Genomic DNA, 26,196 nt, shown 5'->3' on the forward strand with positions numbered 1-26,196 from the left:
GGAAAGAGAGAACGCTATGACGATGAAAGTTGGCTTTATTGGCTTAGGCATCATGGGTAAGCCCATGAGCAAAAACTTACTAAAAGCAGGGTATTCGCTGGTGGTGTCCGATCGTAATCCTGAAGCGATTGCTGACGTCATTGCCGCAGGCGCGGAAACGGCCTCTACGGCGAAGGCGATCGCTGAACAGTGTGACGTCATCATCACGATGCTGCCTAACTCTCCGCATGTGAAAGAGGTTGCGCTGGGCGAGAACGGTATCATCGAAGGCGCGAAGCCAGGAACCGTATTGATTGATATGAGTTCTATCGCGCCGCTGGCAAGCCGTGAAATCAGCGATGCGCTGAAGGCGAATGGCGTTGAGATGTTGGATGCGCCGGTCAGCGGCGGCGAGCCGAAGGCGATTGATGGCACGCTGTCGGTGATGGTGGGGGGCGATAAAGCCATTTTCGACAAGTACTACGACCTGATGAAAGCGATGGCGGGTTCCGTGGTGCATACCGGCGATATCGGCGCAGGCAACGTCACAAAACTGGCTAACCAGGTGATCGTGGCGTTGAATATCGCCGCCATGTCTGAAGCGCTGACGCTGGCGACTAAAGCGGGCGTCAACCCGGATCTGGTCTATCAGGCGATTCGCGGCGGTCTGGCTGGCAGCACGGTACTGGATGCGAAAGCGCCGATGGTCATGGACCGAAACTTTAAGCCAGGTTTCCGTATCGATCTGCACATTAAAGATCTGGCGAATGCGCTGGATACCTCCCACGGCGTTGGCGCGCAGCTCCCGCTGACCGCCGCCGTTATGGAAATGATGCAGGCGTTACGCGCGGATGGACACGGTAATGACGACCATAGCGCGCTGGCGTGCTACTACGAAAAACTGGCGAAAGTGGAAGTCACTCGCTAACGACGTTGTGCCCGGATGGCGTGTAGCGATCCGGGCCTGAATTTCAGGCTGGATAAGTGAAACGCCATCCGGCGTTGTGCAGTAACAGGCTACCACTATGAAAATCGTAATTGCCCCCGACTCCTATAAAGAAAGCCTTTCTGCCGCCGAGGTAGCGCAGGCGATAGAAAAAGGATTTCGGGAAATTTTCCCCGATGCGCAATATGTCTCTGTTCCGGTTGCCGATGGCGGCGAAGGAACGGTCGAAGCCATGATTGCCGCGACGCAGGGCGTTGAACGCGCCGCATGGGTGACCGGGCCGTTGGGTGAAAAAGTGAAAGCCTGCTGGGGAATGTCCGGGGATGGTAAAACCGCGTTTATTGAAATGGCGGCGGCCAGCGGACTGGCGCTGGTTCCGCCAGAAAAACGCAACCCTTTGATTACTACCTCGCGGGGAACGGGGGAGCTGATATTGCAGGCGCTGGAAAGCGGCGCAAGCAATATCATTATCGGCATTGGCGGCAGCGCGACAAATGACGGCGGCGCAGGGATGATGCAGGCGCTGGGCGCAAAACTGCGCGATGCAAACGGCGCGGATATCGGTTACGGTGGCGGAAGCCTTCATTGTCTAAGCGACATTGATATTTCAGAGCTCGATCCCCGTTTAAAACTCTGCGCGATTCGTGTCGCTTGCGATGTCTCTAATCCTCTGATCGGCGACAACGGCGCATCACGAATTTTTGGGCCGCAGAAAGGCGCGACCGAAGAGAACATTGTTGAGCTGGACAGAAATCTTGCTCACTATGCCGACATCATAAAAAAATCGCTGAATGTCGACGTAAAGGCGGCGCCCGGCGCAGGCGCGGCAGGCGGTATGGGGGCGGCGTTAATGGCTTTTCTCGGTGCGGAATTACGCAGCGGGATCGAAATTGTCACGGCGGCACTGAACCTGGAGGAGCATATCCACGACTGTACGCTGGTGGTGACGGGAGAAGGGCGGATTGATAGCCAAAGTATTCGCGGTAAAGTGCCGATTGGCGTCGCGAATGTGGCGAAAAAATATCATAAGCCAGTGATTGGCATTGCCGGCAGCCTGACGCACGATGTAGGGATAGTGCATCATTATGGCATCGACGCTGTCTTTAGCGTACTCACGCGCATCGTGACGCTGGAGGAGGCTTTTCGGGGCGCTTTTGACAATATTTATCGGGCATCCAGAAATGTTGCTGCCGCTCTGGCGATAGGAATGCGCAGCGCAGGGTGACAAAGTCGCGCGAACCCTCTATACTGCGCGCCGAAGCTGACCAGACAGTCGCCGCTTCGTCGTCGTCCTTTCGGGGAGACGGGCGGAGGGGAGGAAAGTCCGGGCTCCATAGGGCAGGGTGCCAGGTAACGCCTGGGGGGGAAACCCACGACCAGTGCAACAGAGAGCAAACCGCCGATGGCCCACGCAAGTGGGATCAGGTAAGGGTGAAAGGGTGCGGTAAGAGCGCACCGCGCGGCTGGTAACAGTCCGTGGCACGGTAAACTCCACCCGGAGCAAGGCCAAATAGGGGTTCATAAGGTACGGCCCGTACTGAACCCGGGTAGGCTGCTTGAGCCAGTGAGCGATTGCTGGCCTAGATGAATGACTGTCCACGACAGAACCCGGCTTATCGGTCAGTTTCACCTCTTCATAAAACCCGCTTCGGCGGGTTTTTGCTTTTACAGGGCGGCAGGATGAATGACTGTCCACGACGCTATACCCGAAAGAAAGCGGCTTATCGGTCAGTATCATCTCTTCATAAAACCCGTCAGTGTAAGCTGGCGGGTTTTTGCTTTTACAGGGCGGCAGGATGAATGACTGTCCACGACGCTATACCCGAAAGAAAGCGGCTTATCGGTCAGTATCATCTCTTCATAAAACCCGTCAGTGTAAGCTGGCGGGTTTTTGCTTTTACAGGGCGGCAGGATGAATGACTGTCCACGACGCTATACCCAAAAGAAAGCGGCTTATCGGTCAGTTTCACCTCTTCATAAAACCCGCTTCGGCGGGTTTTTGCTTTTACAGGGCGGCAGGATGAATGACTGTCCACGACGCTATACCCGAAAGAAAGCGGCTTATCGGTCAGTTTCACCTCTTCATAAAACCCGCTTCGGCGGGTTTTTGCTTATCAGGCCGGTGAAGGGTATAGAGGTTGCAGAAGACGCCAGCGTCACCATCCGGCAATTAATTGACAGCCGTGGTGACATAATATTATTCGTTTTTGTGATGAGAAACACAAAACGCTATGGATTGTGCTCTTTTTAGTTGAAGTGAAAAGCAATCGATTTCTTTCACAAAATTACATCCTGAAAAACAGCAAGAAATCGGTGTAAATTATTTGTTGTAAATGAAAATTAAATGTATGAAATATTTTGGTTAAAATTTTATTAAATGTTTCTTTACAAACAAATAAGGTAAAAAAATGTGACGCGTAACGGTTTTTAAGCGCATTTACCTTCGGTTTATACTTAAATTTGAGAAATTACGTTTTAAATTTAACGCTGGAATTGTCGATAAAATGTCCCGTAATTGATTGAAATATCGTCTTCATGGGATGTCGAAAATAGGAGATAAAATAGGCTGGTTATCGCCATAATATATCGTTATCCCGACCATTTTTTTTGATTGAAATCAGGCTAAGTTACTGTCTTATTTTTGTAACTCATTGAAGTAATAGGTTTTCTTTATTTAATAAAGACCATGTAAAAATTGCGGAAAGTTAATTTGTGAGTGGTCGCACATAACCTTTAAGATTTAATTTGCTACACTTCCTGCCGTTCACAATGTTATTTCAGAGCGGTAGATATGAATACTCTTGTTCTCCCTAAAACACAGCATTTGGTGGTCTTTCAGGAAGTCATTAGAAGTGGTTCTATCGGTTCTGCCGCAAAATCGTTAGGGTTAACCCAGCCCGCCGTCAGTAAAATCATTAGCGATGTTGAGGCCTATTTTGGCGTTGAGCTAATTGTACGTAAAAATACCGGCGTTACGTTGACCGAAGCGGGACAGGTACTGCTTTCCTGGTCTGAATCTATCACCCGCGAAATGAAAAACATGATCAACGAGATGAACAGTATGACGTGCAATACCGTTGTCGACGTCTCGTTTGGTTTTCCTTCGCTGATTGGCTTTACCTTCATGTCCGATATGATTCATAAGTTCAAAGAGGTATTTCCAAAAGCGCAGGTATCCATGTACGAAGCCCAGCTCTCTTCATTCCTGCCGGCCCTGCGCGACGGGCGGCTGGACTTTGCTATCGGTACGCTCAGTAATGAAATGCAACTACAGGATCTGCATGTCGAGCCGCTGTTTGAATCAGAGTTTGTCCTGGTAGCCAGCAAGTCCCGAACATGCACCGGCACCATCACACTGGAATCGTTAAAAGACGAACAGTGGGTGTTGCCGCAAACGAATATGGGCTACTACAGCGAATTACTCACCACTCTACAACGAAATGGCATCAGCATCGAAAACATTGTTAAAACAGATTCCGTTGTCACAATATATAATCTTGTTCTCAATGCTGATTTCTTAACTGTTATTCCCTGCGATATGACCACGCCTTTTGGCTCTAATCAATTTATCACGATACCCATAAAAGACACGTTACCCGTCGCACGTTATGCGGCGGTATGGTCTAAAAATTATCGTATCAAAAAAGCCGCTTCAGTATTAGTGGAATTGGCTAAGCAATATTCATCATATAATGGATGCAGACGCAGGCAGTTAATAGAAATTGAATGATATGGAATAAACATATTTAGCGAAATTGACGCCACCTGTTTCTTTTGAACAGTGGGCAACGGTAACTTATTTTTAATACCCAGGTTAAGAGGTTATAATGCACATTACATACGATCTCCCGGTTGCAATTGAAGATATCCTCGAAGCGAAAAAAAGACTGGCGGGGAAGATATATAAAACGGGAATGCCTCGCTCTAACTATTTTAGTGAACGTTGCAAAGGCGAAATATTTCTCAAGTTTGAAAATATGCAGCGTACGGGTTCATTTAAAATTCGTGGCGCTTTTAACAAACTTAGCTCGTTAACGGAGGCGGAAAAACGTAAAGGCGTCGTGGCCTGTTCCGCAGGTAATCATGCACAGGGCGTTTCTCTTTCTTGCGCAATGCTGGGTATTGACGGCAAAGTCGTGATGCCGAAGGGCGCGCCAAAGTCAAAAGTGGCGGCCACCTGTGATTATTCGGCGGAAGTGGTGCTCCACGGTGACAACTTCAATGACACCATTGCTAAGGTGAGTGAAATTGTCGAAACCGAAGGCCGCATTTTTATTCCGCCTTACGACGATCCAAAAGTTATTGCCGGGCAGGGCACTATTGGTCTGGAAATTATGGAAGATCTGTACGATGTCGATAATGTCATCGTGCCTATTGGCGGCGGCGGTTTAATTGCAGGTATTGCCATTGCGATTAAATCGATTAACCCGACTATTAAAGTTATCGGCGTACAGGCCGAAAATGTTCACGGTATGGCGGCGTCTTATTACGCTGGCGAAATAACCACGCACCGAACGACCGGCACCCTGGCGGATGGTTGTGATGTCTCCCGCCCGGGTAATTTAACCTATGAAATCGTTCGTGAATTAATCGATGACATTGTTCTGGTTAGCGAAGATGAAATTCGTAACAGCATGATCGCTTTAATTCAGCGCAATAAGGTTATTACTGAAGGCGCTGGCGCTCTGGCCTGCGCCGCACTATTAAGCGGGAAATTAGATAGCCATATTCAGAACAGAAAAACAGTCAGTATTATTTCTGGCGGCAATATCGATCTTTCTCGGGTATCACAAATTACGGGTTTAGTTGACGCTTAATCTTTTCGTGAGGATAGGATATGAGTACTACTGATAGCATTGTATCCAGCCAGGCAAAACAGTCGTCATGGCGTAAATCGGACACGACGTGGACGCTGGGTTTATTTGGTACCGCCATTGGCGCCGGGGTGCTGTTTTTCCCTATCCGCGCCGGGTTTGGCGGGCTTATCCCCATTCTGCTGATGCTGGTTTTAGCTTACCCCATTGCGTTCTATTGTCACCGGGCGCTGGCGCGTCTGTGTTTATCCGGATCTAATCCGTCCGGCAATATTACGGAAACGGTCGAAGAGCACTTTGGTAAAACGGGCGGGGTAGTTATCACGTTCCTTTACTTCTTTGCGATTTGTCCGCTGCTGTGGATTTATGGCGTCACCATCACTAACACGTTCATGACGTTTTGGGAAAACCAGCTGCAGATGCCAGCGTTGAATCGCGGTTTCGTGGCGCTGTTCTTGCTGCTGCTGATGGCCTTTGTGATCTGGTTTGGTAAAGATCTGATGGTTAAGGTGATGAGTTACCTGGTATGGCCGTTTATCGCCAGCCTGGTGCTAATCTCATTATCGCTGATTCCTTACTGGAACTCGGCGGTTATCGATCAGGTTGATCTCAGTAATATCGCGCTGACCGGGCACGATGGCATACTGGTTACGGTGTGGCTGGGCATCTCTATCATGGTGTTCTCCTTTAACTTTTCGCCCATCGTCTCTTCCTTCGTAGTGTCTAAGCGGGAAGAGTATGAGAAAGAGTTTGGCCGCGAATTTACCGAGCGTAAATGTTCACAGATCATCTCGCGCGCCAGTATGCTGATGGTCGCCGTGGTGATGTTCTTCGCCTTTAGCTGCCTGTTTACGCTCTCTCCACAGAACATGGCGGATGCGAAAGCGCAGAACATTCCGGTACTTTCCTACCTGGCCAACCATTTCGCCTCTTTGTCGGGGACAAAATCCACTTTTGCAACGGTGCTGGAGTATGGCGCGTCTATCATCGCGCTGGTTGCTATTTTCAAATCTTTCTTCGGCCACTACCTGGGGACGCTGGAAGGGCTGAACGGCCTGGTGCTGAAATTTGGTTATAAAGGCGATAAAACCAAAGTCTCTATGGGCAAGCTTAACACCATCAGCATGATCTTCATTATGGGGTCTACCTGGGTCGTAGCTTACGCAAACCCGAACATTCTGGACCTGATTGAAGCGATGGGCGCGCCGATTATCGCCTCGCTGTTATGCCTGCTGCCGATGTACGCCATTCGTAAAGCGCCGTCGCTGGCGAAGTACCGTGGTCGTCTGGATAACGTGTTCGTCACCCTGATTGGTCTGCTGACCATCCTGAATATTGTCTACAAATTGTTCTAATCCTCACGTTTAGCCTGCGTTCCGCCCCAGGGCGCGGACGCAGGCTGACATCGACGGAGGCACTACATGAATGAATTTCCGGTCGTTCTGGTCATTAATTGCGGATCATCTTCTATCAAATTCTCTGTACTGGATGTCGCTACCTGTGATGTTTTAATGGCGGGAATAGCAGATGGAATGAATACTGAAAACGCCTTTTTATCTATTAATGGCGATAAGCCGATAAACCTCTCGCACTCTAATTATGAGGACGCGTTAAAAGCCATTGCCTTTGAGCTGGAAAAACGTGATTTAACGGATAGCGTGGCATTAATTGGCCACCGTATCGCGCACGGTGGAGAGCTATTTACGCAGTCCGTCATTATTACCGATGAGATTATCGATAATATTCGTCGGGTATCACCTTTAGCGCCGCTGCATAATTACGCTAATTTAAGCGGCATTGACGCGGCGCGGCGCCTTTTCCCGGCCGTGCGTCAGGTGGCGGTATTTGATACCAGTTTCCACCAGACGCTGGCACCGGAAGCCTATTTATACGGATTGCCGTGGGAATATTTTTCCAGCCTGGGTGTGCGTCGCTACGGCTTTCACGGTACGTCGCATCGCTATGTTTCGCGGCGCGCGTATGAACTGCTTGACCTTGATGAAAAAAACTCAGGCCTGATTGTCGCGCATCTGGGCAATGGGGCGTCTATCTGCGCGGTACGCAATGGTCAGAGCGTGGATACCTCAATGGGGATGACGCCGCTTGAGGGGCTGATGATGGGGACTCGCAGCGGCGACGTTGATTTCGGCGCGATGGCGTGGATAGCCAAAGAAACCGGGCAGACGTTGAGCGATCTGGAGCGAGTGGTGAATAAAGAGTCCGGTTTGCTCGGCATCTCCGGGTTGTCATCCGACCTTAGAGTCCTGGAAAAAGCCTGGCACGAAGGACATGAGCGCGCCCGGTTAGCGATAAAAACGTTTGTCCACCGTATCGCCCGTCACATTGCCGGACACGCGGCATCGTTACATCGGCTGGATGGCATTATTTTTACCGGCGGTATTGGTGAAAATTCAGTATTAATTCGCCAGTTGGTCATTGAACATCTGGGCGTGCTGGGGCTTACGTTAGACGTTGAAATGAATAAGCAGCCGAATTCTCACGGCGAGCGCATTATTTCCGCTAACCCTTCTCAGGTTATTTGCGCTGTTATTCCCACGAATGAAGAGAAAATGATTGCCCTTGATGCCATTCATTTAGGCAACGTGAAAGCACCAGTGGAATTTGCATAACTTAACGGCTGTTCTGTAGAGAGATTATTTTTCATGAAGGTAAATATCGATACTAGCGATATGCTGTATGCCGAAGCATGGCGTGATTTTAAAGGTACGGACTGGAAAGAAGAAATTAATGTCCGTGATTTTATTCAGCATAACTATACGCCCTATGAGGGGGATGAATCTTTTCTCGCCGACGCGACGCCAGCGACCACGGCGTTGTGGGAAAAGGTGATGGCGGGAATACGTATCGAGAACGCGACCCATGCGCCGGTGGATTTCGATACCAACATCGCGACGACGATTACCGCGCACGATGCGGGATATATTGAAAAAGAGCTGGAAAAAATCGTCGGTTTACAAACGGATAAGCCGCTTAAACGCGCTTTGCATCCGTTTGGCGGCGTTAACATGATCAAAAGTTCATTCCACGCCTATGGCCGCGAAATGGACGCCGATTTTGAATATACCTTTACCGACCTGCGGAAAACCCATAATCAGGGCGTATTCGATGTTTACTCGCCGGATATGCTGCGCTGCCGTAAATCCGGCGTATTAACCGGTTTGCCGGATGGTTATGGTCGCGGGCGCATTATTGGCGATTATCGTCGCGTCGCGCTGTATGGCATCCGTTATCTGGTGCGCGAACGCGAGCTGCAATTCGCCGATCTGCAGTCGAATCTGGAGCAGGGACAGAATCTTGAGGCGACGATTCGCCTGCGTGAGGAGTTGGCGGAGCATCGTCGCGCGCTGCTGCAAATGCAGGAGATGGCGGCGAAATACGGCTACGATATCTCCCGCCCGGCGCGGAACGCGCAGGAAGCGGTACAGTGGCTCTACTTCGCTTATCTGGCGGCGGTAAAATCGCAAAATGGCGGTGCAATGTCGCTGGGAAGAACCGCCTCGTTCCTTGATATCTACATTGAGCGCGATTTCAACGCGGGCCTTCTGACAGAGCAGCAGGCGCAGGAACTGATCGACCATTTCATCATGAAGATCCGCATGGTGCGCTTCCTGCGCACGCCGGAATTTGATTCACTCTTTTCCGGCGATCCGATCTGGGCCACCGAAGTTATTGGCGGGATGGGGCTCGATGGCCGCACGCTGGTGACGAAGAACTCTTTCCGTTATCTGCATACCCTGCACACGATGGGGCCAGCGCCGGAGCCGAACCTGACCATACTGTGGTCAGAAGCGTTGCCGGTGGCATTCAAGAAATATGCTGCGCAGGTCTCCATCGTGACCTCATCTTTGCAGTATGAAAACGACGATTTAATGCGTACCGACTTTAACAGCGACGATTACGCCATCGCTTGTTGCGTCAGCCCGATGGTCATCGGTAAGCAGATGCAGTTCTTCGGCGCGCGCGCCAACCTTGCCAAAACGTTGCTGTACGCTATCAATGGCGGCGTTGATGAGAAACTGAAAATCCAGGTCGGGCCGAAAACCGCGCCGTTAACGGATGAGGTGCTGGATTATGACGCGGTAATGGAGAGTCTCGACCATTTTATGGACTGGCTGGCGGTGCAGTACATTAGCGCGCTGAACATCATTCACTACATGCACGATAAGTACAGCTATGAAGCTTCGCTGATGGCGCTGCACGACCGTGATGTGTATCGGACGATGGCGTGCGGCATCGCCGGACTGTCGGTGGCGGCGGATTCCCTGTCCGCCATCAGGTACGCTCAGGTGAAGCCGATCCGCGACGAAAACGGCCTTGCCATCGACTTTGCTATTGAAGGCGAGTATCCGCAGTACGGCAACAACGATGAGCGCGTGGACAGCATCGCCTGCGACCTGGTGAAACGCTTTATGCAAAAAATTAGCGTGTTGCCGACGTATCGCAATGCGGTGCCGACGCAGTCCATTTTGACCATCACCTCGAACGTCGTGTACGGGCAGAAGACCGGCAATACGCCGGATGGACGCCGCGCCGGAACGCCGTTCGCGCCGGGGGCGAACCCGATGCATGGTCGTGACCGCAAAGGGGCGGTGGCCTCGCTGACGTCGGTGGCGAAACTGCCGTTTACCTACGCCAAAGACGGTATTTCGTACACCTTCTCGATTGTGCCTGCGGCGCTCGGGAAAGAAGATGCGGTGCGGAAAACCAATCTTGTCGGCCTGCTGGACGGCTATTTCCATCATGAAGCACAGGTAGAAGGCGGGCAGCATCTGAACGTCAATGTCATGAACCGTGAAATGTTGCTGGATGCGATTGAACATCCGGAAAACTACCCGAACCTGACGATCCGCGTTTCCGGCTATGCCGTGCGCTTCAATGCGCTGACGCGTGAACAGCAACAGGACGTTATTTCGCGCACCTTTACTCAGGCGATGTAACGTGAACGGGGCGATCGTGTGGATCGCCCCGCGACGGATCTTCGCTGAACGGTAATCTTAGGGGGAGATATGATTAGCGCATTTGATATTTTTAAGATTGGCATTGGACCTTCAAGCTCCCATACCGTAGGGCCAATGAATGCAGGAAAATGTTTTATCGATCGGCTGATCGACAGCGGCGACCTGCCGCGAACGACGCGCATCACGGTTGATCTTTACGGATCGCTATCGCTGACGGGCAAAGGCCACGCGACCGATACCGCCGTCATTATGGGCCTGGCGGGCAATACGCCGCAGGATGTCAATATTGATAGCATTCCGGCGTTTATCCAGGAGGTTGCCCGCAGCAGCCGTTTATCGGTGGCGGGTGGCGCGCATGTGGTGGATTTTCCCGTCGCCGACAGTATTTTCTTTCACGCTGAAACCCTGGCGCGCCATGAAAACGGTATGCGTATTACCGCCTGGAACGGACAAGCGCCGCTTTTACACAAAACGTATTACTCTATTGGCGGCGGCTTTATTGTCGAAGAGGAGCGTTTTGGTCAGTCGCACGACGTAGAAAAATCGGTGCCGTATGATTTTCATTCCGCCAGCGAACTGTTGACGCTGTGTGAAAGACAGGGGCTCTCGGTTTCCGGCCTGATGATGCAAAATGAACTGGCGTTGCGGAGCAAAGAGCAGATTGACGCTGGCTTTGCCCGCATCTGGCAGGTGATGGCGACCGGAATTGAACGTGGCATGAATACTGAGGGCGTGCTGCCGGGGCCGCTGAACGTTCCACGCCGCGCGGTAGCGTTACGGCGTCTGCTGGTCTCCAGCGATAATCTCTCCCGCGATCCGATGAACGTTATTGACTGGATTAACATGTTCGCCCTGGCCGTGAGCGAAGAGAACGCGGCGGGCGGGCGAGTGGTCACCGCGCCGACCAACGGCGCGTGCGGCATTATTCCTGCGGTGCTGGCCTATTACGACAAATTCCGTCGTCCGGTCAATGCCAACTCTATCGCCCGTTATCTGCTGTCGGCGGGGGCGATTGGTATGCTGTACAAGATGAACGCCTCGATATCCGGCGCGGAAGTGGGGTGTCAGGGCGAGGTTGGCGTCGCGTGTTCGATGGCGGCGGCGGGGCTGACAGAACTGCTGGGCGGCAGCCCGGCGCAGGTCTGTATTGCGGCGGAAATTGCGATGGAGCATAACCTTGGCCTCACCTGTGACCCGGTGGCGGGTCAGGTACAAATCCCTTGTATTGAACGTAATGCGATTAACGCCGTTAAAGCGGTAAATGCGGCGCGAATGGCGCTACGCCGTACCTCTGAACCGCGGGTTTCGCTCGATAAAGTAATCGAAACCATGTACGAAACGGGTAAAGACATGAACGACAAATATCGCGAGACGTCGCGCGGCGGTCTGGCGATTAAAGTCGTTTGTGGATAGGCCCGACAGGCGCAGAGTGAGCAGGCTATGGGATAACGTAGAAGACAGAAGTTGAGAAAAGGGCGCACCAAAGTGCGCCCTTTTTTGTTGTGATACGCGTCAAATAGAGAAAATAACAACATTAAACCAATAGTAAATAGAAAAGAATTCTTAACCCACAAGAAATGCAGGCGTTTTATTGGTAAGTTTTTCTCTTATCGTGCGCGTATGATTTTCTTATTACAAGAAAGTACCTGCACCTCACGTTCTGCATATCGCCTTGCTGCGGCACGAAAAATAAAAAAAACCTCTACCTACACATTGAGCGAGAATTTTATGGAATCGGCAAGTAATACCAGCGTAATCCTCGACGCATCAGCCCCGGCGCGTCGGGCAGGGATGACTGAAAGCGAATGGCGTGAAGCCATCAAATTTGATAGTACCGACACCGGTTGGGTCATTATGAGTATCGGGATGGCGATTGGCGCAGGGATCGTTTTTCTTCCTGTCCAGGTTGGCCTGATGGGACTTTGGGTCTTTTTACTCTCTTCTATTATTGGCTATCCGGCCATGTACCTGTTCCAGCGGCTGTTTATTAATACGCTGGCGGAATCCCCGGAATGTAAAGACTACCCCAGCGTGATCAGCGGCTATCTGGGCAAAAACTGGGGTATTTTATTAGGCGCGCTGTACTTTGTGATGCTCGTCATCTGGATGTTCGTCTATTCTACGGCGATTACTAACGACAGCGCCTCTTATCTGCATACTTTCGGCGTAACGGAAGGATTGCTTTCCGATAGTCCATTTTATGGTCTGGTGCTGATCTGCATCCTGGTGGCGATTTCCTCACGCGGTGAAAAATTACTGTTCAAAATCTCCACTGGCATGGTGCTGACCAAGCTACTGGTAGTGGCGGCGCTGGGCGTCTCTATGGTGGGTATGTGGCATCTGTATAACATTGGCGCGCTGCCGCCGATGGCCCTGCTGATTAAAAACGCCATTATTACCCTGCCATTTACGCTGACCTCGATTTTATTTATCCAGACGTTAAGCCCAATGGTGATCTCTTACCGTTCACGCGAAAAATCTATTGAGGTCGCACGCCATAAAGCGCTGCGTGCCATGAATATTGCGTTTGGCATCCTGTTCGTTACCGTATTTTTCTATGCGGTTTCCTTCACCCTGGCGATGGGGCATGACGAAGCGGTGAAAGCCTACGAGCAGAATATTTCCGCCCTGGCGATCGCCGCGCAATTTATTAGCGGCGATGGCGCTGGCTGGGTCAAAGTGGTTAGCGTAATTCTGAACATCTTTGCCGTCATGACCGCCTTCTTTGGCGTTTATTTAGGATTCCGCGAAGCGACGCAAGGCATTGTGATGAATATCCTGCGCCGTAAAATGCCCGCCGAGAAGATTAAGGAAAATCTGGTACAGCGCGGCATTATGATTTTCGCTATTTTGCTGGCCTGGAGCGCCATTGTGCTCAACGCGCCGGTACTGAGCTTCACCTCTATTTGTAGCCCTATCTTCGGTATGGTGGGCTGTTTAATTCCGGCATGGTTGGTCTACAAGGTTCCCGCATTGCACAAATATAAAGGCGCTTCGTTGTACCTGATTATTATTACCGGTCTGCTGCTATGCGTTTCTCCGTTCCTGGCATTCTCTTGATATACCTGAGATTAAGGTTGTTGTTATGTTTGAATCTAAAATAAATCCATTGTGGCAAAGTTTTATTCTGGCCGTACAGGAAGAAGTAAAACCGGCGCTGGGGTGTACTGAGCCAATTTCACTGGCGCTGGCGGCAGCGGCGGCGGCGGCTGAACTTAACGGCACAGTTGAACGCATTGACGCGTGGGTTTCGCCCAATCTGATGAAAAATGGTATGGGCGTTACCGTTCCAGGAACGGGAATGGTAGGGCTACCGATCGCCGCGGCGTTGGGCGCGTTGGGCGGTGATGCGAAAGCCGGGTTGGAGGTGTTAAAAGACGCTTCCGCTAAAGCCGTTGCCGATGCAAAAGCGATGCTGGCCGCTGGACATGTCGCGGTGATGTTGCAGGAGCCATGTAACGATATTCTGTTTTCACGGGCGAAAGTGTATAGCGGCGATAGCTGGGCATGTGTCACGATCGTCGGCGATCATACAAATATTGTGCGGATAGAAACCGACAAGGGTGTGGTATTTACCCAGGCCGATAATGCGCAGGAAGAAGAAAAAACCTCGCCACTGGGAGTGCTGTCTCATACCTCGCTGGAAGAGATCCTGGCGTTTGTGAATGCGGTGCCCTTTGACGCTATCCGCTTTATTCTCGATGCGGCCAGGCTAAACGGCGCGTTGTCGCAGGAGGGACTGCGTGGTTCCTGGGGGCTGCATATCGGTTCGACGCTGGCCAAACAGTGCGATCGCGGTCTGCTGGCGAAAGATCTCTCCACGGCGATTTTGATCCGTACCAGCGCGGCGTCAGACGCCAGAATGGGCGGTGCCACGTTGCCCGCGATGAGCAACTCCGGCTCCGGCAACCAGGGGATTACCGCCACGGTGCCAGTCATGGTGGTTGCTGAACATGTCGGCGCCGATGACGAGCGCCTGGCGCGCGCGCTAATGTTATCGCATTTGAGCGCTATCTATATTCACCATCAGCTTCCGCGTTTGTCGGCGCTGTGCGCGGCAACTACGGCGGCGATGGGCGCGGCAGCGGGTATGGCGTGGCTGATAGATGGTCGTTACGACACTATCGCAATGGCTATCAGCAGTATGATTGGTGATGTCAGCGGGATGATTTGCGATGGCGCGTCGAATAGCTGCGCGATGAAAGTCTCTACCAGCGCGTCGGCGGCGTGGAAAGCCGTACTGATGGCGTTGGATGATACGGCGGTGACCGGAAACGAAGGGATTGTGGCGCACAATGTCGAACAATCTATTTCGAATTTGTGTTCGCTGGCGTGTCGCTCAATGCAGCAGACCGACAAGCAGATCATCGAGATTATGGCCAGTAAAGCGCATTAATAATAACGCCCCGGCATGACGTCGGGGCAGCGTGTTGCCCGATGGCGCTGCGCTTATCGGGTCTACCCGTTATCAGCCGGATCGGGCGCTTGCGCCGCCATCCGGCATGATTTCAGGCTGCGGCCTCTTCTTCTGCCAGCCGGGCTTCGGCGTCCGCCACGATGGCTTCCAGTTCGGTTAGCATCTCTTCATAGCCCAGCGGCACAGCGGCGCTCATCGCCTCCTGTACGGCAGGTTTTACCACGGGCTGACGTTTCTTCGCCGATTTTTTGCTCATCTTGCGACTCCTTTTCTGGCTGGCTACACCGGTAAATCTACCAGTAATGCGCGCAGCGGCGTATCGGCAACCAGCGTAATGTTAGGTTCATCACGAATAAATGCGCCATCTCCGCAGGTTAACGCCTCGCGTTCTTCGTTGTGCGTCATCGCGTGGAACGTACCGTGAATCGACTGCAAATAGGCGCGCGGCCCGTGAAGCTGGAAATTAAGCGATTCGCCTTTCTCCAGCGTAATATGATGTACCCAGACCTGTTGGCGCAGTTGTAAGCTGTTTTGCTCACCGTCGGGCGAGGCAAGAAGCTGTTGTTGCGCCGCCAGGAGTGGGATTTTTTGTACCAGCGTGTTTTCCCGTTCAGGACAGGCGTCAAGCCACAGTTGCATTCGGGTTAACGGCTTAACTTTGCTGATATTATGTTCGCTGTAGCTAATGCCCGGCTGCGCGGCGAGCAGTAACGCTTCGCCCGCTTTAGCCTGTACATGGTTGCCGTCGCTGTCGCGGTATTCCGCTTCGCCGTCCAGAATCAGGTTTAAAATATCCACCTTTGGGTAAGTTCGAGGCTGAAAAGAGGCGCCCGGCGCCAGCACTTCCTGGTTCAGTACGCGCAACGACGCGTAGCCTAGCAGTGTAGGGTCGAAATAGTGTCCAAAGGAGAAGGTATAGCGGGCCTGTAGCCATCCGTAGTCTGCCTGTCCACATTGTTTGGCGGTTCGGGTCGTAATCATCGTTATTAACCTCTCTTTACTTCCTTTTATGTTAAGGGGCTGGACGCTGCATTGTTAGCCAGATATTCTGCCCGGTATGTTCAAATTTCCTGAATGAGAACGTTATGGCTAAAGAGAGAGCGCTGACGCTTGAAGCATTGCGTGTGATGGACGCCATTGACCGCCGGGGCAGTTTTGCCGCAGCGGCTGATGAGTTGGGGCGTGTGCCCTCCGCGCTGAGTTACACCATGCAGAAGCTGGAAGAAGAGTTGGACGTTGTACTGTTCGATCGCTCCGGCCATCGTACAAAATTCACCAACGTCGGACGTATGCTGCTGGAACGCGGGCGGGTATTGCTGGAAGCGGCAGACAAGTTAACGACGGATGCTGAAGCGTTGGCCCGCGGTTGGGAAACGCATCTGACGCTAGTCACTGAAGCTCTGGTACCGACGCCTGCTTTTTTTCCACTGATCGACCGGCTGGCCGCTAAAGCCAATACGCAGCTTTCATTGATTACCGAAGTACTGGCTGGCGCATGGGAGCGGCTTGAGCAGGGACGGGCGGATATCGTTATCGCTCCGGATATGCATTTTCGATCGTCGTCGGAAATTAACTCCCGTAAGTTGTATACGTTAATGAATGTGTATGTCGCCGCGCCTGACCACCCTATTCATCAGGAGCCGGAGCCGCTTTCGGAAGTGACGCGGGTTAAATACCGCGGCGTAGCGGTAGCGGATACCGCGCGCGAGCGGCCGGTATTAACGGTGCAACTGCTGGATAAGCAGCCACGTCTGACGGTAAGCACGATTGAAGATAAACGTCAGGCGCTGCTGGCCGGGCTTGGCGTCGCGACCATGCCATATTCGATGGTGGAACAGGATATTGCCGAAGGGCGGCTACGCGTGGTCAGCCCGGAATCGACCAGCGAAATCGATATTATTATGGCCTGGCGGCGCGACAGTATGGGGGAGGCAAAAGCCTGGTGCCTGCGGGAAATACCTAAGCTATTCGCCGGAAAATAAATAGCGCGCGGCGCTTTAAAAGCGGCGCCGCGCCGCCATCAGGAAAAACGTTTCGGATCGGGGCCGAAGCGGTTGTCGCCCGGCGTACCATTCTGGCAGTTGAACGCGATGATGATAAGCCAGCCGATAATGGGGATAAGTAGCAACAGTAGCCACCATGCGGAGCGGTCAGTGTCATGCAGACGACGGAACTGCACGGCCCACCACGGTAAAAAGATCAGAACGCCGTAAATGGTGGTCAGAACGCCTTCACCCCCGGCGCGTTGCCAGCCAAGCATGGCGTCCAGCAGGCCCAACACAAAGGTAAAGATGATATTGACCAGAATAAACATCCAGTACTCTTTGCGTCGCGCGCGGCCGCCAAATCCCAGATAATTTTTTAAAACCTTTAAATACCAATCCATTTTCGCCTCAATAATGGTTCAATCACTTGTTTTTAAAGTAATCAAACTAAGAATAGCCGCGAATGAAATGCTGGTAAATATTTGTGGTATTTATTAATAAGGCGTCCCGGAGGACGCCTGAAATTAGCCAAAGCGCACGTCGCGCCCGTGAGGTTCGAGCAGATCCTGCCACGGTCCGACAGAAATGATACCCGTGGGGTTAATCGTTTTATGGCTACGGAAATAGTGGTGACGAATATGGTCCATATTAACAGTTTCAGCAATGCCCGATATTTGATAGATATCGCGCAGGAAACCGTACAGATTCAGGTAGTCGCTGATTCGGTATTTGTCGCATTTGAAATGAGTCACGTAAACCGGATCAAAGCGTACCAGGGTCGTCCATAAGCGGATATCCGCCTCGGTCAACTGGTCGCCCGTCAGATAGCGGTGCTGTCCGAGAATCTGTTCCAGGCGCGCCAGCGCAGTAAATACCTTGTCTACCGCTTCATCATACGCTTGCTGGCTGGTGGCGAAGCCTGCTTTATAAACGCCGTTATTAACGTTGTCATAAATCCAGCCGTTTAACTCGTCAATTTTGCTTTGCAGCGCGGGGGGATAGTAATCCCCGGCTTTAGCGCCCAGCCCATCGAAGGCGGAGTTAAACATACGAATGATTTCGGCGGACTCGTTGCTGACGATAGTATGATTTTTTTTATCCCATAAGACCGGTACGGTGACGCGGCCGCTGTAGTGTGGATCGGCGTGCAGATACAACTGGTAGAGAAATTCATGCTGATAGAGGGTATCGCCGGTGGCCGCCGGAAAAGTATCATCAAACGTCCAGCCGTTTTCCAGCATCAATGGATTCACGACGGAAACCGGAATAAACGGCTCCAGACCTTTCAGTTTACGGAAAATGAGCGTGCGATGCGCCCAGGGGCAGGCAAGGGAAACGTACAGATGGTAACGATCTTTTTCTGCGGCGAATCCGCCTTCGCCGGAAGGTCCGGGCGCGCCGTCAGCGGTAAGCCAGTTGCGGAAAGCCGACGCTGAACGCTGAAATTTCCCCCCGGAAGATTTGGTGTCATACCAGGTATCGTGCCAGACGCCATCGATCAGTTGTCCCATGTCTCTCTCCTTCAGATGACAAAAGCGAGGCGCTATTCCCTCGCTTTTTTAATTGAGTATAGATTGCTTACCACTTTTTATTCAGCAGACGGTCAAGGCTGAACGCGCCAGGCCCGGTTAACGCCAGTAATAAGAATCCGCCGGCAATGGTCAGGTTTTTCATAAACATCAGCGAGTTTACACCTTCTGCAAAATTGCTATGGAAGATCAATGCCGTCAGCAACGTAAAACCAGCGGTGAAAAGCGCAGTGGTGCGGGTGAGGAACCCCAGCAGAATCGCCAGACCGCCGCCGAACTCAAGCAGTATGGTGAGCGGCAGCAGGAATCCTGGTACGCCCATCGCTTCCATATACTGCTGTGTGCCCGCATAGCCGCTAATTTTTCCCCATCCTGCGGTAATAAACAGAACTGGCATTAAAATACGCGCTATCAGTACACCAACATCTTCTAATTTTTTCATTTTATTCTCCAGGGGGCCGATTCGGCGGCTGCTGCTATTTTCATGAGCAATGACGCGGTTTGGCGCATCATTGTTATCGCTGGAGAGAATCATAAACGTGGCGTGCAGGAATTGTTAGCAAGGAAAATTGCCAAATTTTTTCAAAAAATTTGAGTGATTGCTAAAGAGACGATATGCATAAAAGTATCGCGCCACCAGGTGATAACCTGATGGCGCGATGCTATAAAAGAAAAGATATTAACCGCGGAGCTGTTGTTGACGGAGGGTAGTTTTTACCAGGCGCCAGGCGCTCCAGATACCCAGGCCGCGTTTCGCCCAGCGTACCAACATATTAGGATGACGGATGGTCCAGATGGCCATTACGCTGCTACCGACCAGCGCCCAGGAGCGCAGGCTTAACACCGTATTCCAGCCGCGATCGTACGCGCCGGTGGTCTCCAGCCAGTCGCGACGGCTGGCGGACAGATCCAGCCGTTGCTGCTGGATCTGACTGAGAAGCAGCGCTTTACGTTTTTCGCGTTCGCCTTTGCTGCTCACGACTGATCGTCCTCCAGAATTTGCCGATCGTTAGCCAGTTCGTGCCGCGTATGGCGCAATAGCGTGGACTGACGCGCTTTGCGCAAAGTCCAGATGCCGCCGATTAGCGCAAGCACTAACAGCACAACTGTGGTAGCGATCATCGCGTTCAAACGGTACTGAGGATCGATAGCCCAGATGACCAGAACCATCAGGCTCATTAAGCCAAACGCCGCGAAGAGCATGGTAAGACCTACCATCAGCAAAAGCTGAAAGAGGTTCGCTTTCTCTTCTTCCAGTTCTACTACCGCCAGTCGCAGCCGGGTTTCCACCATCTCAACGATAATGGTGACAATCCGCTGCCCGATACCCAGTACGCTTTTGCCTGGTCCTTGTGCCTGTCGAGAGTCCGCCATAATTAACGACGCGTCAGCAGTACGCCCAACACCAGACCGACAGCGGCGCCAATGCCTACGCCTGTCCAGGGATTTTCGCGCACATAATCATCGGCGCGGGCGGCGGCGACGCGAGTCTGTTTGGCAATCACATCACCCGTTTCGCCCAGGCGGTAACGGCTCTCTTTCAGCGCGCGCTCGGCTTTGCTACGAATCTTACTCAACTCTTCTTTCGACTTTTCGCCCGAAGAGCTCAGCACTTCTTCAAGCGTATCGGTCAGGGATTTCAACTCAGCGCGCAGATGTTCCGTAGTGTTATCTTTCGACATAGTTTTCTCCAGGTGAGTGAGTATTTACATTCGGCGTTAATTTAGTAGTCTCTGGCCTCAAGTTTTTTTAGCTCATCCTGAGCCTCGGCCAGCTTACGTTCACGTTTGTCTATTTTATCCGCATCGCCTTTTGCTTTTGCCTCGGCTAAATCACGTTGGCGTTCGGCTACCTCTTCTTTTTGCTCAGCGATCTTTTTCTGATGCTCGGCGCGCAGCTTGCTGTCAGTACAATTGGCGCGTACTTCGCTGAGCGCCTTGTTCAGACCCTCAATACGGCGCTGATTGTTGTGCTTTTCAGCGTAGCTAATTTCCTTTTGTATATCCTGCTCTTTTTCCTGACAAAGCGAATTAGCGTAGCTACCGGCGCTAAGTGTAAAAAGCGTGATAGCCAAAGCGATGCGGTATTTCATTCCTGAACTTTCCCTTATGTTCGGACCCGTTGTCCGGGGCGGTGATCCCGATAATAACGCGGTGGGTTAAACACCGCTTTATTAATCATAGTCATTAAACAATGAAATCACCAAAGTGAGTGATATGATTCGGATTCCTGGAGATTAGCCAAAGCGGTGTGAGCTTTCCCGTAAGCGGGACAGCCACTGTACCGTTTCGTTGTCATCGTCCTGCTGAGCGACGACATAACCGTGTGGTAACGTTTGATCAAGCACTGTTTTTGCTGCGGCGCTTTGCGCAGGGGAATCGAAGGTAATGAGCAACATGTCATTTTTAGGCGTAATGCTTTTAAAATGAATGCCGTTCGCATCCAGATGATGCAGAACTGAGAAGCCGTCTGGCATACTGGCGCCCTGGTTAACCGCGCGAATGGCCAGCGTCGACTCTTGCTGACGCAGCGTTGACCACGTCATCATGAGTATGGTCAGCATCAGTAGAAAAGCGCTGATCCAAATGAGTTGTCGGGCAGTTATGCGTGGTTTAAGCATAAGTTATCCCCGGCTCCCATACTTCTTTTTCCACAGCATGACCAGTGAACCCGCCAGGCCAAAAAAGAGCAGCACCACGGGCAGCAGCATCAGGCATGACATTAACTGATCTTCATACTTCATAAAGACGGGCGTTTTGCCCAGCAGATAGCCCAGCGACGTCAGGATAAGCACCCACAACAAGCCGCTCATCCAGTTGAAGAACTGAAAGCGCGCGTTATTCAGACCGGATATGCCGGCAATGGTGGGCAGCAGCGTTCTGACAAACGCGATAAAACGGCCTATCAATAGTGCCGACAGGCCGTGTTTATGGAAAAGGTGATGGGCGCGTTGATGATAATGTGCGGGGAGATGAGAGAGCCAGTTTTGCACGGTGCGGGTATTCCCCAGCCAGCGGCCCTGAATATAGCTGACCCAGCAACCCAGGCTGGCCGCGACGGTAAGCAGCAAAATGGTTTGTGGATAACCCATCGCGCCTTTGGCGATCAGCACGCCGACCAGGATCAACAGGCTGTCGCCAGGCAAAAAGGCGGCAGGGAGCAGCCCATTTTCCAGAAACAAAATCATAAATAACACAAAATATAACATGCCAATCATGGAAGGATTGGCCAGTGTTTCAAAGTCCTGAGCCCACAGGGCATTCAGCAATTGAGTCAGTAGTTCCATTCAGTATTCCTGGAGAATCGGTTAACGTCACGCCGGTGATCTGAGGTTTGCACTGCCGCAACAGAGTTGGAGTTTTTATCAGCGTTGCGGAAACGGCAAATTCGCGGCCTGAACTATTCCTTGTTAAGTTGTGAAGTAAGCAAGCACTAACACACAAAAATTCAAAATGCATCTAATTGTAACAAAGGTCAACGAAGTCCGTTATAGAAATTACGCGTCGTTGAGCTTTGATTTTGCTTATCGCAAGGGAGGGTGGCGAGAGGATTTACACAGGCTGACACTTTATACTTTACGCTGACCGAGCGCCGCGGCAGACGCCATCTACATATAACGTTACGCGAGGATGTTGCGCGTGAACATCAATTCGCTTTCCATCACAGCCTATGGATTGGGAGATTCAGATCTATCGTTACGCCGGATGGCATACGCCATCCGGCATCGATAATCACTTAGCTACGCAAGGCGTTATTCGCCAGACGTTCGTCCTCTGCCTGGCAGGCTGCCGCAGTGAACAGAACATCGGTAGACGAGTTCAGCGCCGTTTCACACGAATCCTGCAATACGCCGATAATAAAGCCGACCGCTACTACCTGCATCGCGATATCGTTCGGGATGCCAAACATGTTGCACGCCAGCGGGATCAGCAGCAATGAACCGCCTGCCACGCCGGAGGCGCCGCAAGCACACAGCGAGGCCACCACGCTCAGCAGCAGCGCTGTAGGCAGATCCACCGGGACGCCTAACGTATGGACTGCCGCCAACGTCAGAACCGTAATGGTAATTGCCGCGCCGGCCATATTGATAGTGGCGCCCAGCGGAATGGAAACGGAGTAAGTATCCCTGTCCAGATTCAGCTTTTCGCACAGCGCCATATTCACTGGAATATTGGCGGCAGAGCTGCGGGTAAAGAAGGCATAAACGCCGCTTTCACGCAGGCAGGCGAACACCAGCGGATAAGGGTTGCGACGAATTTTCCAGAATACCAACAGCGGGTTGACCACCAGCGCGACCAGCAGCATACAGCCAATCAAGACGACCAGCAGGTGCGCATAGCCCCACAGGGTGGAGAAGCCGGTGGTTGCAAGCGTTGATGAAACCAGACCAAAAATACCGACTGGCGCGAAACGGATCACCAGTTTCACCATAAAGGTCACGGCGTTAGACATATCGTTCACGAGGTTTTTGGTGGTTTCATTACCATGACGCAGGGCAAATCCCAGACCGACGGCCCATACCAGAATCCCGATATAGTTAGCGTTCAGCAGCGCGTCGATGGGGTTCGACACCATGCTCATCAGCAGACCGCGCAAGACTTCTACAATGCCGGACGGCGGCACGATATCCTGGGCGCTACTGGACAGATGCAGCGTTGAAGGGAAGGCGAAGCTGAACACAACGGCCGCCAGCGCGGCTGAAAAGGTGCCTAGCAGGTAAAGAAAGAGAATAGGGCGAATATTGGTTTTTTGGCCGTGCTGGTGGTTGGCGATCGAGGCCATTACCAGCATCAGCACCAGAACGGGGGCGACCGCTTTTAAGGCGCCGACGAACAGGGTGCCAAGCAAGCCAACCGCTTCTGCCGCAGGCTTAGAAATCCATGCCAGTAAAATCCCCAGTACCAGACCCACTAAAATTTGTTTAACCAGACTGCCTTGCGCTAAACGCTGCAGTAGCCCTGATGCTCGTTGCGTAGCCATTTCATATTCCTTGTATTGTGTTGCTGGTCATCCCCTGCACGCTCTTACGGCGCATCTTTCAGGATGTAACAAAGTGTTTGCCTGGTTGAGTATAAGGAAAGTTGAAGGTTCGGGAAGCGAAATATCCTGGATTTTTTGCTGTGATCATGTTTTATAACTTTATATTAACAGTATTGTGACATGTTAAACAAAAACGCCCGACAGGTGTGCGCTGTCGGGCGTTTTTGACGGGGCAGGTTTACCCCGATAAAAGATTATTGCGCTCGTAGTTTCTTATCGCGCTGATGGTTAACCCAGGCGTTAATCACCAGCGTAATGGTCAGAATACCAAACACTACGCCCAGCGAAATCGCGATAGGAATATGGTAGAAGTCGACGATCAGCATCTTAATGCCGATAAAGACCAGAATGACCGCCAGACCATATTTCAGCATCGAGAAGCGTTCCGCCACGCCGGACAGCAGGAAGTACATCGCGCGCAGTCCTAAGATGGCAAACAGGTTAGAGGTCAGTACGATGAACGGGTCGGTGGTGACCGCAAAGATCGCCGGAATACTGTCAACGGCGAAGATCACATCGCTGAACTCAACCATAATCAGCACCAGCAGCAGCGGCGTGGCATACAGCAGGCCGTTTTTACGTACGAAAAAGTGCTCGTTCTCGATCGTATCGGTCATGCGCAGATGCCCGCGCAGCCAACGCACCATCGGTTTTTCGCCAATGCCGGATTCATCTTCCTTCGCCAGCGCCATTTTTACGCCGGTAAACAGCAGGAAGGCGCCGAACACATACAGCAGCCATTCGAACTGAGTGATAAGCCAGGTACCGGCGAAAATCATGATAGTACGCAACACGATCGCGCCAAGAACCCCATACACCAGCACCCGGCGTTGCAGAGCCGGAGGGACGGAGAAATAGCTAAACAGCATCAGCCAGACAAAGACGTTATCTACGGCCAGCGACTTCTCAATCAGATAGCCGGTAAGGAACGCCAATGCCTGCGGGTCAGCAACTTCGCGCCCTTGCGTTTCAGCCAGATACCACCAGAAAGCGGCGTTAAACAGTAGCGAGAGCGTTACCCACAGGATTGACCATCCTGCCGCTTGTTTCATCGACATCGCATGTGCGCCACGGCGTCCCTGCAACAACAGGTCGATGGATAGCATTATCACCACAACAACCGCGAATCCACCCCATAATAATGGCGTACCAACAGTATTCATTATTTCTCCCTATGCAAAAAAAAAAAACGGCTAACGCCGAATGGCATTAGCCGTTGCTTTTATGCATAGACCTTGCCATTCGGCAAGGTCTCACTTACAACAATAAAGGAATACGCTGACGCATTCCTTTATGGCTGCCCGGTGACCGGATGTGGTTTTGCACACATCGTAATGACGATCGACCGGCAATGAAGTTACTCCCCTTTGCGCGTAACAAAGTATGACAGGCCACGCGTAGAGTCAATGACCTGTAACATATGATTTACATAATTTTACGCAGTAAGGGGATGGGTCAGATCGTCCGCCGGGAAGATGACCCCGGTTTGACGGCGTATTTCTGTCAGCCATTTTGCCGTGGCGCGACTTAGCGACAACCCCGGATGTTCCACGGCGTGGTTTTCAATAAGCTGGGCAAACGCCCCGGCTTCATACAGCATGGTATTAATATGCTGAGGCTGGGTCAGATCCTGCATCAGCGCGCCGCGCGGCGCAAAACACACTTTCTGGCATTCCGACAGCTTTTCAATGACCAGCGATCCCCTCTCGCCCTGAATTTCACTGGCCAGTACCGAGTCGCTGACTTTGGAATGCTGTAGCGTGACGCTAAAATCGCCGTAATCCATAACCACGACGCCGTGCGCATCTACTCCGCTTTCCAATAAATTCGCCGACGCCTGAACGCTGCGCGGCTCGCCCCATAGCGCGATCGCCGACGCCAGACAGTAATACCCGATATCCATAATCGAACCATTGGAGAAGGCCGGATTAAACGTATTCGGATTTTCACCGTTCAGATAGCGCTGATAACGTGAAGAGTACTGGCAGTAATTTAGTAATGCTTTATGCATTCTGCCGATTTTCGGCAACGATTCCCGCAGCAGCAGGAAATTGGGCAGGCAGGCGGTTTTAAAGGCTTCAAACAGTACCCGCTGATTATCGCGCGCGCAGGCGATAGCGGCATCAACCTCCGCCAGGTTAGAAGCCAGCGGCTTTTCGCACATGACATGTTTTTTATGCTGCAAAAAGCGCTGCGTCTGGGAGAAATGCAGGGAATTCGGGCTGGCGATATAAACCGCCTCAATCGCGTCGCTTTGCGCCATCGCTTCCAGCGAGGTAAACAGATGCTCGACGGGATAATCATTTGCGAAAGACTGCGCCTGTTCAAGACTACGGGAGTAAACGGCGGCGAGCCTGAATTTGCCGGTTTCATGGGCGGCGTCGACAAACTGGCGCGTGATCCAGTTAGTCCCAATTACAGCGAAACGTATCATAAACGTCAGCGGACTCCAGAAAGGGATTTTTCGTCAATGTAGCACGCCTTTCCGCCCTTGCCAGTGCGCTGCG

General features: G+C 52.0%; 26 protein-coding genes and 1 other RNA gene. 12 read left to right on the plus strand and 15 right to left on the minus strand.

The window, feature by feature from the left end; all coding sequences use genetic code 11:
- The first annotated feature begins 16 nt into the window (after positions 1-16).
- The 3 genes from garR to rnpB all read left to right on the plus strand — a co-directional run bounded on the left by garR (position 17) and on the right by rnpB (position 2,557).
- Positions 17-907, plus strand: coding sequence for a 2-hydroxy-3-oxopropionate reductase (gene garR / locus QEN31_RS02985; RefSeq protein WP_064239855.1), 891 nt, complete (start codon positions 17-19; stop codon positions 905-907).
- Positions 908-1,004: 97 nt separating this feature from the next.
- On the plus strand, positions 1,005-2,150 hold the full coding sequence (garK, locus tag QEN31_RS02990) for a glycerate 2-kinase (RefSeq protein WP_000706458.1): 1,146 nt from the start codon (positions 1,005-1,007) through the stop codon (positions 2,148-2,150).
- 32 nt (positions 2,151-2,182) lie between these two features.
- Positions 2,183-2,557: RNase P RNA component class A (rnpB, locus tag QEN31_RS02995), an RNA gene on the plus strand.
- 218 nt (positions 2,558-2,775) lie between these two features.
- On the opposite strand, the gene QEN31_RS03000 is transcribed toward rnpB, so the two are convergent.
- Complete coding sequence (locus QEN31_RS03000) at positions 2,776-3,003, minus strand: hypothetical protein (RefSeq protein WP_024799110.1); 228 nt, start codon at positions 3,001-3,003, stop codon at positions 2,776-2,778.
- Between the two features lie 713 nt (positions 3,004-3,716).
- Between QEN31_RS03000 and tdcA the strand changes: the two genes are divergently transcribed.
- The 8 genes from tdcA to QEN31_RS03040 all read left to right on the plus strand — a co-directional run bounded on the left by tdcA (position 3,717) and on the right by QEN31_RS03040 (position 15,114).
- Complete coding sequence (gene tdcA, locus QEN31_RS03005; RefSeq protein ID WP_001094907.1) at positions 3,717-4,655, plus strand: transcriptional regulator TdcA; 939 nt, start codon at positions 3,717-3,719, stop codon at positions 4,653-4,655.
- 97 nt (positions 4,656-4,752) lie between these two features.
- On the plus strand, positions 4,753-5,742 hold the full coding sequence (tdcB, locus tag QEN31_RS03010) for a bifunctional threonine ammonia-lyase/L-serine ammonia-lyase TdcB (RefSeq protein ID WP_000548367.1): 990 nt from the start codon (positions 4,753-4,755) through the stop codon (positions 5,740-5,742).
- Positions 5,743-5,762: 20 nt separating this feature from the next.
- The gene (gene tdcC, locus QEN31_RS03015) at positions 5,763-7,094 is read left to right on the plus strand and encodes a threonine/serine transporter TdcC (RefSeq protein ID WP_000108129.1); all 1,332 of its coding nucleotides are present in this window, start codon (positions 5,763-5,765) and stop codon (positions 7,092-7,094) included.
- Positions 7,095-7,160: 66 nt separating this feature from the next.
- The gene (gene tdcD / locus QEN31_RS03020; RefSeq protein ID WP_001001861.1) at positions 7,161-8,369 is read left to right on the plus strand and encodes a propionate kinase; all 1,209 of its coding nucleotides are present in this window, start codon (positions 7,161-7,163) and stop codon (positions 8,367-8,369) included.
- Between the two features lie 33 nt (positions 8,370-8,402).
- Positions 8,403-10,697 carry a formate C-acetyltransferase gene (gene pflB, locus QEN31_RS03025; protein WP_000867323.1) on the plus strand — a complete coding sequence of 765 codons (2,295 nt, stop codon included), beginning with the start codon at positions 8,403-8,405 and terminating at the stop codon, positions 10,695-10,697.
- Positions 10,698-10,766: 69 nt separating this feature from the next.
- The gene (gene tdcG / locus QEN31_RS03030) at positions 10,767-12,131 is read left to right on the plus strand and encodes an L-serine ammonia-lyase (RefSeq protein ID WP_000622080.1); all 1,365 of its coding nucleotides are present in this window, start codon (positions 10,767-10,769) and stop codon (positions 12,129-12,131) included.
- A gap of 315 nt (positions 12,132-12,446) precedes the next feature.
- Positions 12,447-13,778 carry an amino acid permease gene (locus QEN31_RS03035; protein ID WP_000443187.1) on the plus strand — a complete coding sequence of 444 codons (1,332 nt, stop codon included), beginning with the start codon at positions 12,447-12,449 and terminating at the stop codon, positions 13,776-13,778.
- 25 nt (positions 13,779-13,803) lie between these two features.
- The gene (locus tag QEN31_RS03040) at positions 13,804-15,114 is read left to right on the plus strand and encodes an L-cysteine desulfidase family protein (RefSeq protein ID WP_000463090.1); all 1,311 of its coding nucleotides are present in this window, start codon (positions 13,804-13,806) and stop codon (positions 15,112-15,114) included.
- 112 nt (positions 15,115-15,226) lie between these two features.
- On the opposite strand, the gene QEN31_RS03045 is transcribed toward QEN31_RS03040, so the two are convergent.
- Both QEN31_RS03045 and QEN31_RS03050 read right to left on the minus strand, forming a co-directional pair.
- Entirely contained in the window at positions 15,227-15,391 is a 165-nt protein-coding gene (locus QEN31_RS03045) for a hypothetical protein (RefSeq protein WP_000039324.1), read from the minus strand.
- 23 nt (positions 15,392-15,414) lie between these two features.
- Positions 15,415-16,116, minus strand: a complete 702-nt coding sequence (locus tag QEN31_RS03050; protein WP_000633547.1) for a pirin family protein — start codon at positions 16,114-16,116, stop codon at positions 15,415-15,417.
- A 104-nt stretch (positions 16,117-16,220) separates the two neighbouring features.
- Between QEN31_RS03050 and yhaJ the strand changes: the two genes are divergently transcribed.
- Complete coding sequence (yhaJ, locus tag QEN31_RS03055) at positions 16,221-17,117, plus strand: DNA-binding transcriptional regulator YhaJ (RefSeq protein WP_001041026.1); 897 nt, start codon at positions 16,221-16,223, stop codon at positions 17,115-17,117.
- A 38-nt stretch (positions 17,118-17,155) separates the two neighbouring features.
- On the opposite strand, the gene QEN31_RS03060 is transcribed toward yhaJ, so the two are convergent.
- The 12 genes from QEN31_RS03060 to QEN31_RS03115 form a co-directional block, all read right to left on the minus strand.
- Positions 17,156-17,521, minus strand: coding sequence for a DUF805 domain-containing protein (locus QEN31_RS03060; RefSeq protein ID WP_000384139.1), 366 nt, complete (start codon positions 17,519-17,521; stop codon positions 17,156-17,158).
- A 123-nt stretch (positions 17,522-17,644) separates the two neighbouring features.
- Entirely contained in the window at positions 17,645-18,631 is a 987-nt protein-coding gene (locus QEN31_RS03065) for a glutathione S-transferase family protein (protein ID WP_000531161.1), read from the minus strand.
- 67 nt (positions 18,632-18,698) lie between these two features.
- Positions 18,699-19,091 (minus strand): DoxX family protein, encoded by a 393-nt coding sequence (locus QEN31_RS03070; RefSeq protein WP_001592732.1) that lies wholly within the window; start codon positions 19,089-19,091, stop codon positions 18,699-18,701.
- Between the two features lie 237 nt (positions 19,092-19,328).
- The gene (locus QEN31_RS03075; RefSeq protein ID WP_000095496.1) at positions 19,329-19,628 is read right to left on the minus strand and encodes a YqjK-like family protein; all 300 of its coding nucleotides are present in this window, start codon (positions 19,626-19,628) and stop codon (positions 19,329-19,331) included.
- Entirely contained in the window at positions 19,625-20,023 is a 399-nt protein-coding gene (locus tag QEN31_RS03080; protein ID WP_000785626.1) for a phage holin family protein, read from the minus strand. The genes QEN31_RS03075 and QEN31_RS03080 overlap by 4 nt, the downstream gene beginning before the upstream one ends.
- Positions 20,024-20,025: 2 nt before the next feature.
- Positions 20,026-20,331: a DUF883 family protein gene (locus QEN31_RS03085; protein ID WP_000031219.1), complete on the minus strand. Its 306-nt coding sequence runs from the start codon at positions 20,329-20,331 to the stop codon at positions 20,026-20,028.
- 41 nt (positions 20,332-20,372) lie between these two features.
- The gene (locus QEN31_RS03090) at positions 20,373-20,741 is read right to left on the minus strand and encodes a DUF1090 domain-containing protein (protein WP_000877297.1); all 369 of its coding nucleotides are present in this window, start codon (positions 20,739-20,741) and stop codon (positions 20,373-20,375) included.
- A gap of 144 nt (positions 20,742-20,885) precedes the next feature.
- Positions 20,886-21,269 (minus strand): EnvZ/OmpR regulon moderator MzrA, encoded by a 384-nt coding sequence (gene mzrA / locus QEN31_RS03095; RefSeq protein ID WP_000917516.1) that lies wholly within the window; start codon positions 21,267-21,269, stop codon positions 20,886-20,888.
- A gap of 3 nt (positions 21,270-21,272) precedes the next feature.
- Positions 21,273-21,935, minus strand: coding sequence for a DedA family general envelope maintenance protein YqjA (gene yqjA / locus QEN31_RS03100; RefSeq protein WP_000422143.1), 663 nt, complete (start codon positions 21,933-21,935; stop codon positions 21,273-21,275).
- 449 nt (positions 21,936-22,384) lie between these two features.
- Positions 22,385-23,629 carry a serine/threonine transporter SstT gene (gene sstT, locus QEN31_RS03105; RefSeq protein ID WP_000235363.1) on the minus strand — a complete coding sequence of 415 codons (1,245 nt, stop codon included), beginning with the start codon at positions 23,627-23,629 and terminating at the stop codon, positions 22,385-22,387.
- A 254-nt stretch (positions 23,630-23,883) separates the two neighbouring features.
- Complete coding sequence (locus QEN31_RS03110) at positions 23,884-24,852, minus strand: TerC family protein (RefSeq protein ID WP_001098833.1); 969 nt, start codon at positions 24,850-24,852, stop codon at positions 23,884-23,886.
- A gap of 272 nt (positions 24,853-25,124) precedes the next feature.
- A complete protein-coding gene (locus QEN31_RS03115; protein WP_000617687.1) occupies positions 25,125-26,123 on the minus strand; it encodes a Gfo/Idh/MocA family protein in 999 nt (332 codons plus the stop codon).
- Between the last annotated feature and the right edge of the window lie 73 nt (positions 26,124-26,196).

Source organism: Salmonella sp. SA15303, from assembly GCF_029962125.1.
GTDB classification, from domain to species: domain Bacteria; phylum Pseudomonadota; class Gammaproteobacteria; order Enterobacterales; family Enterobacteriaceae; genus Salmonella; species Salmonella enterica.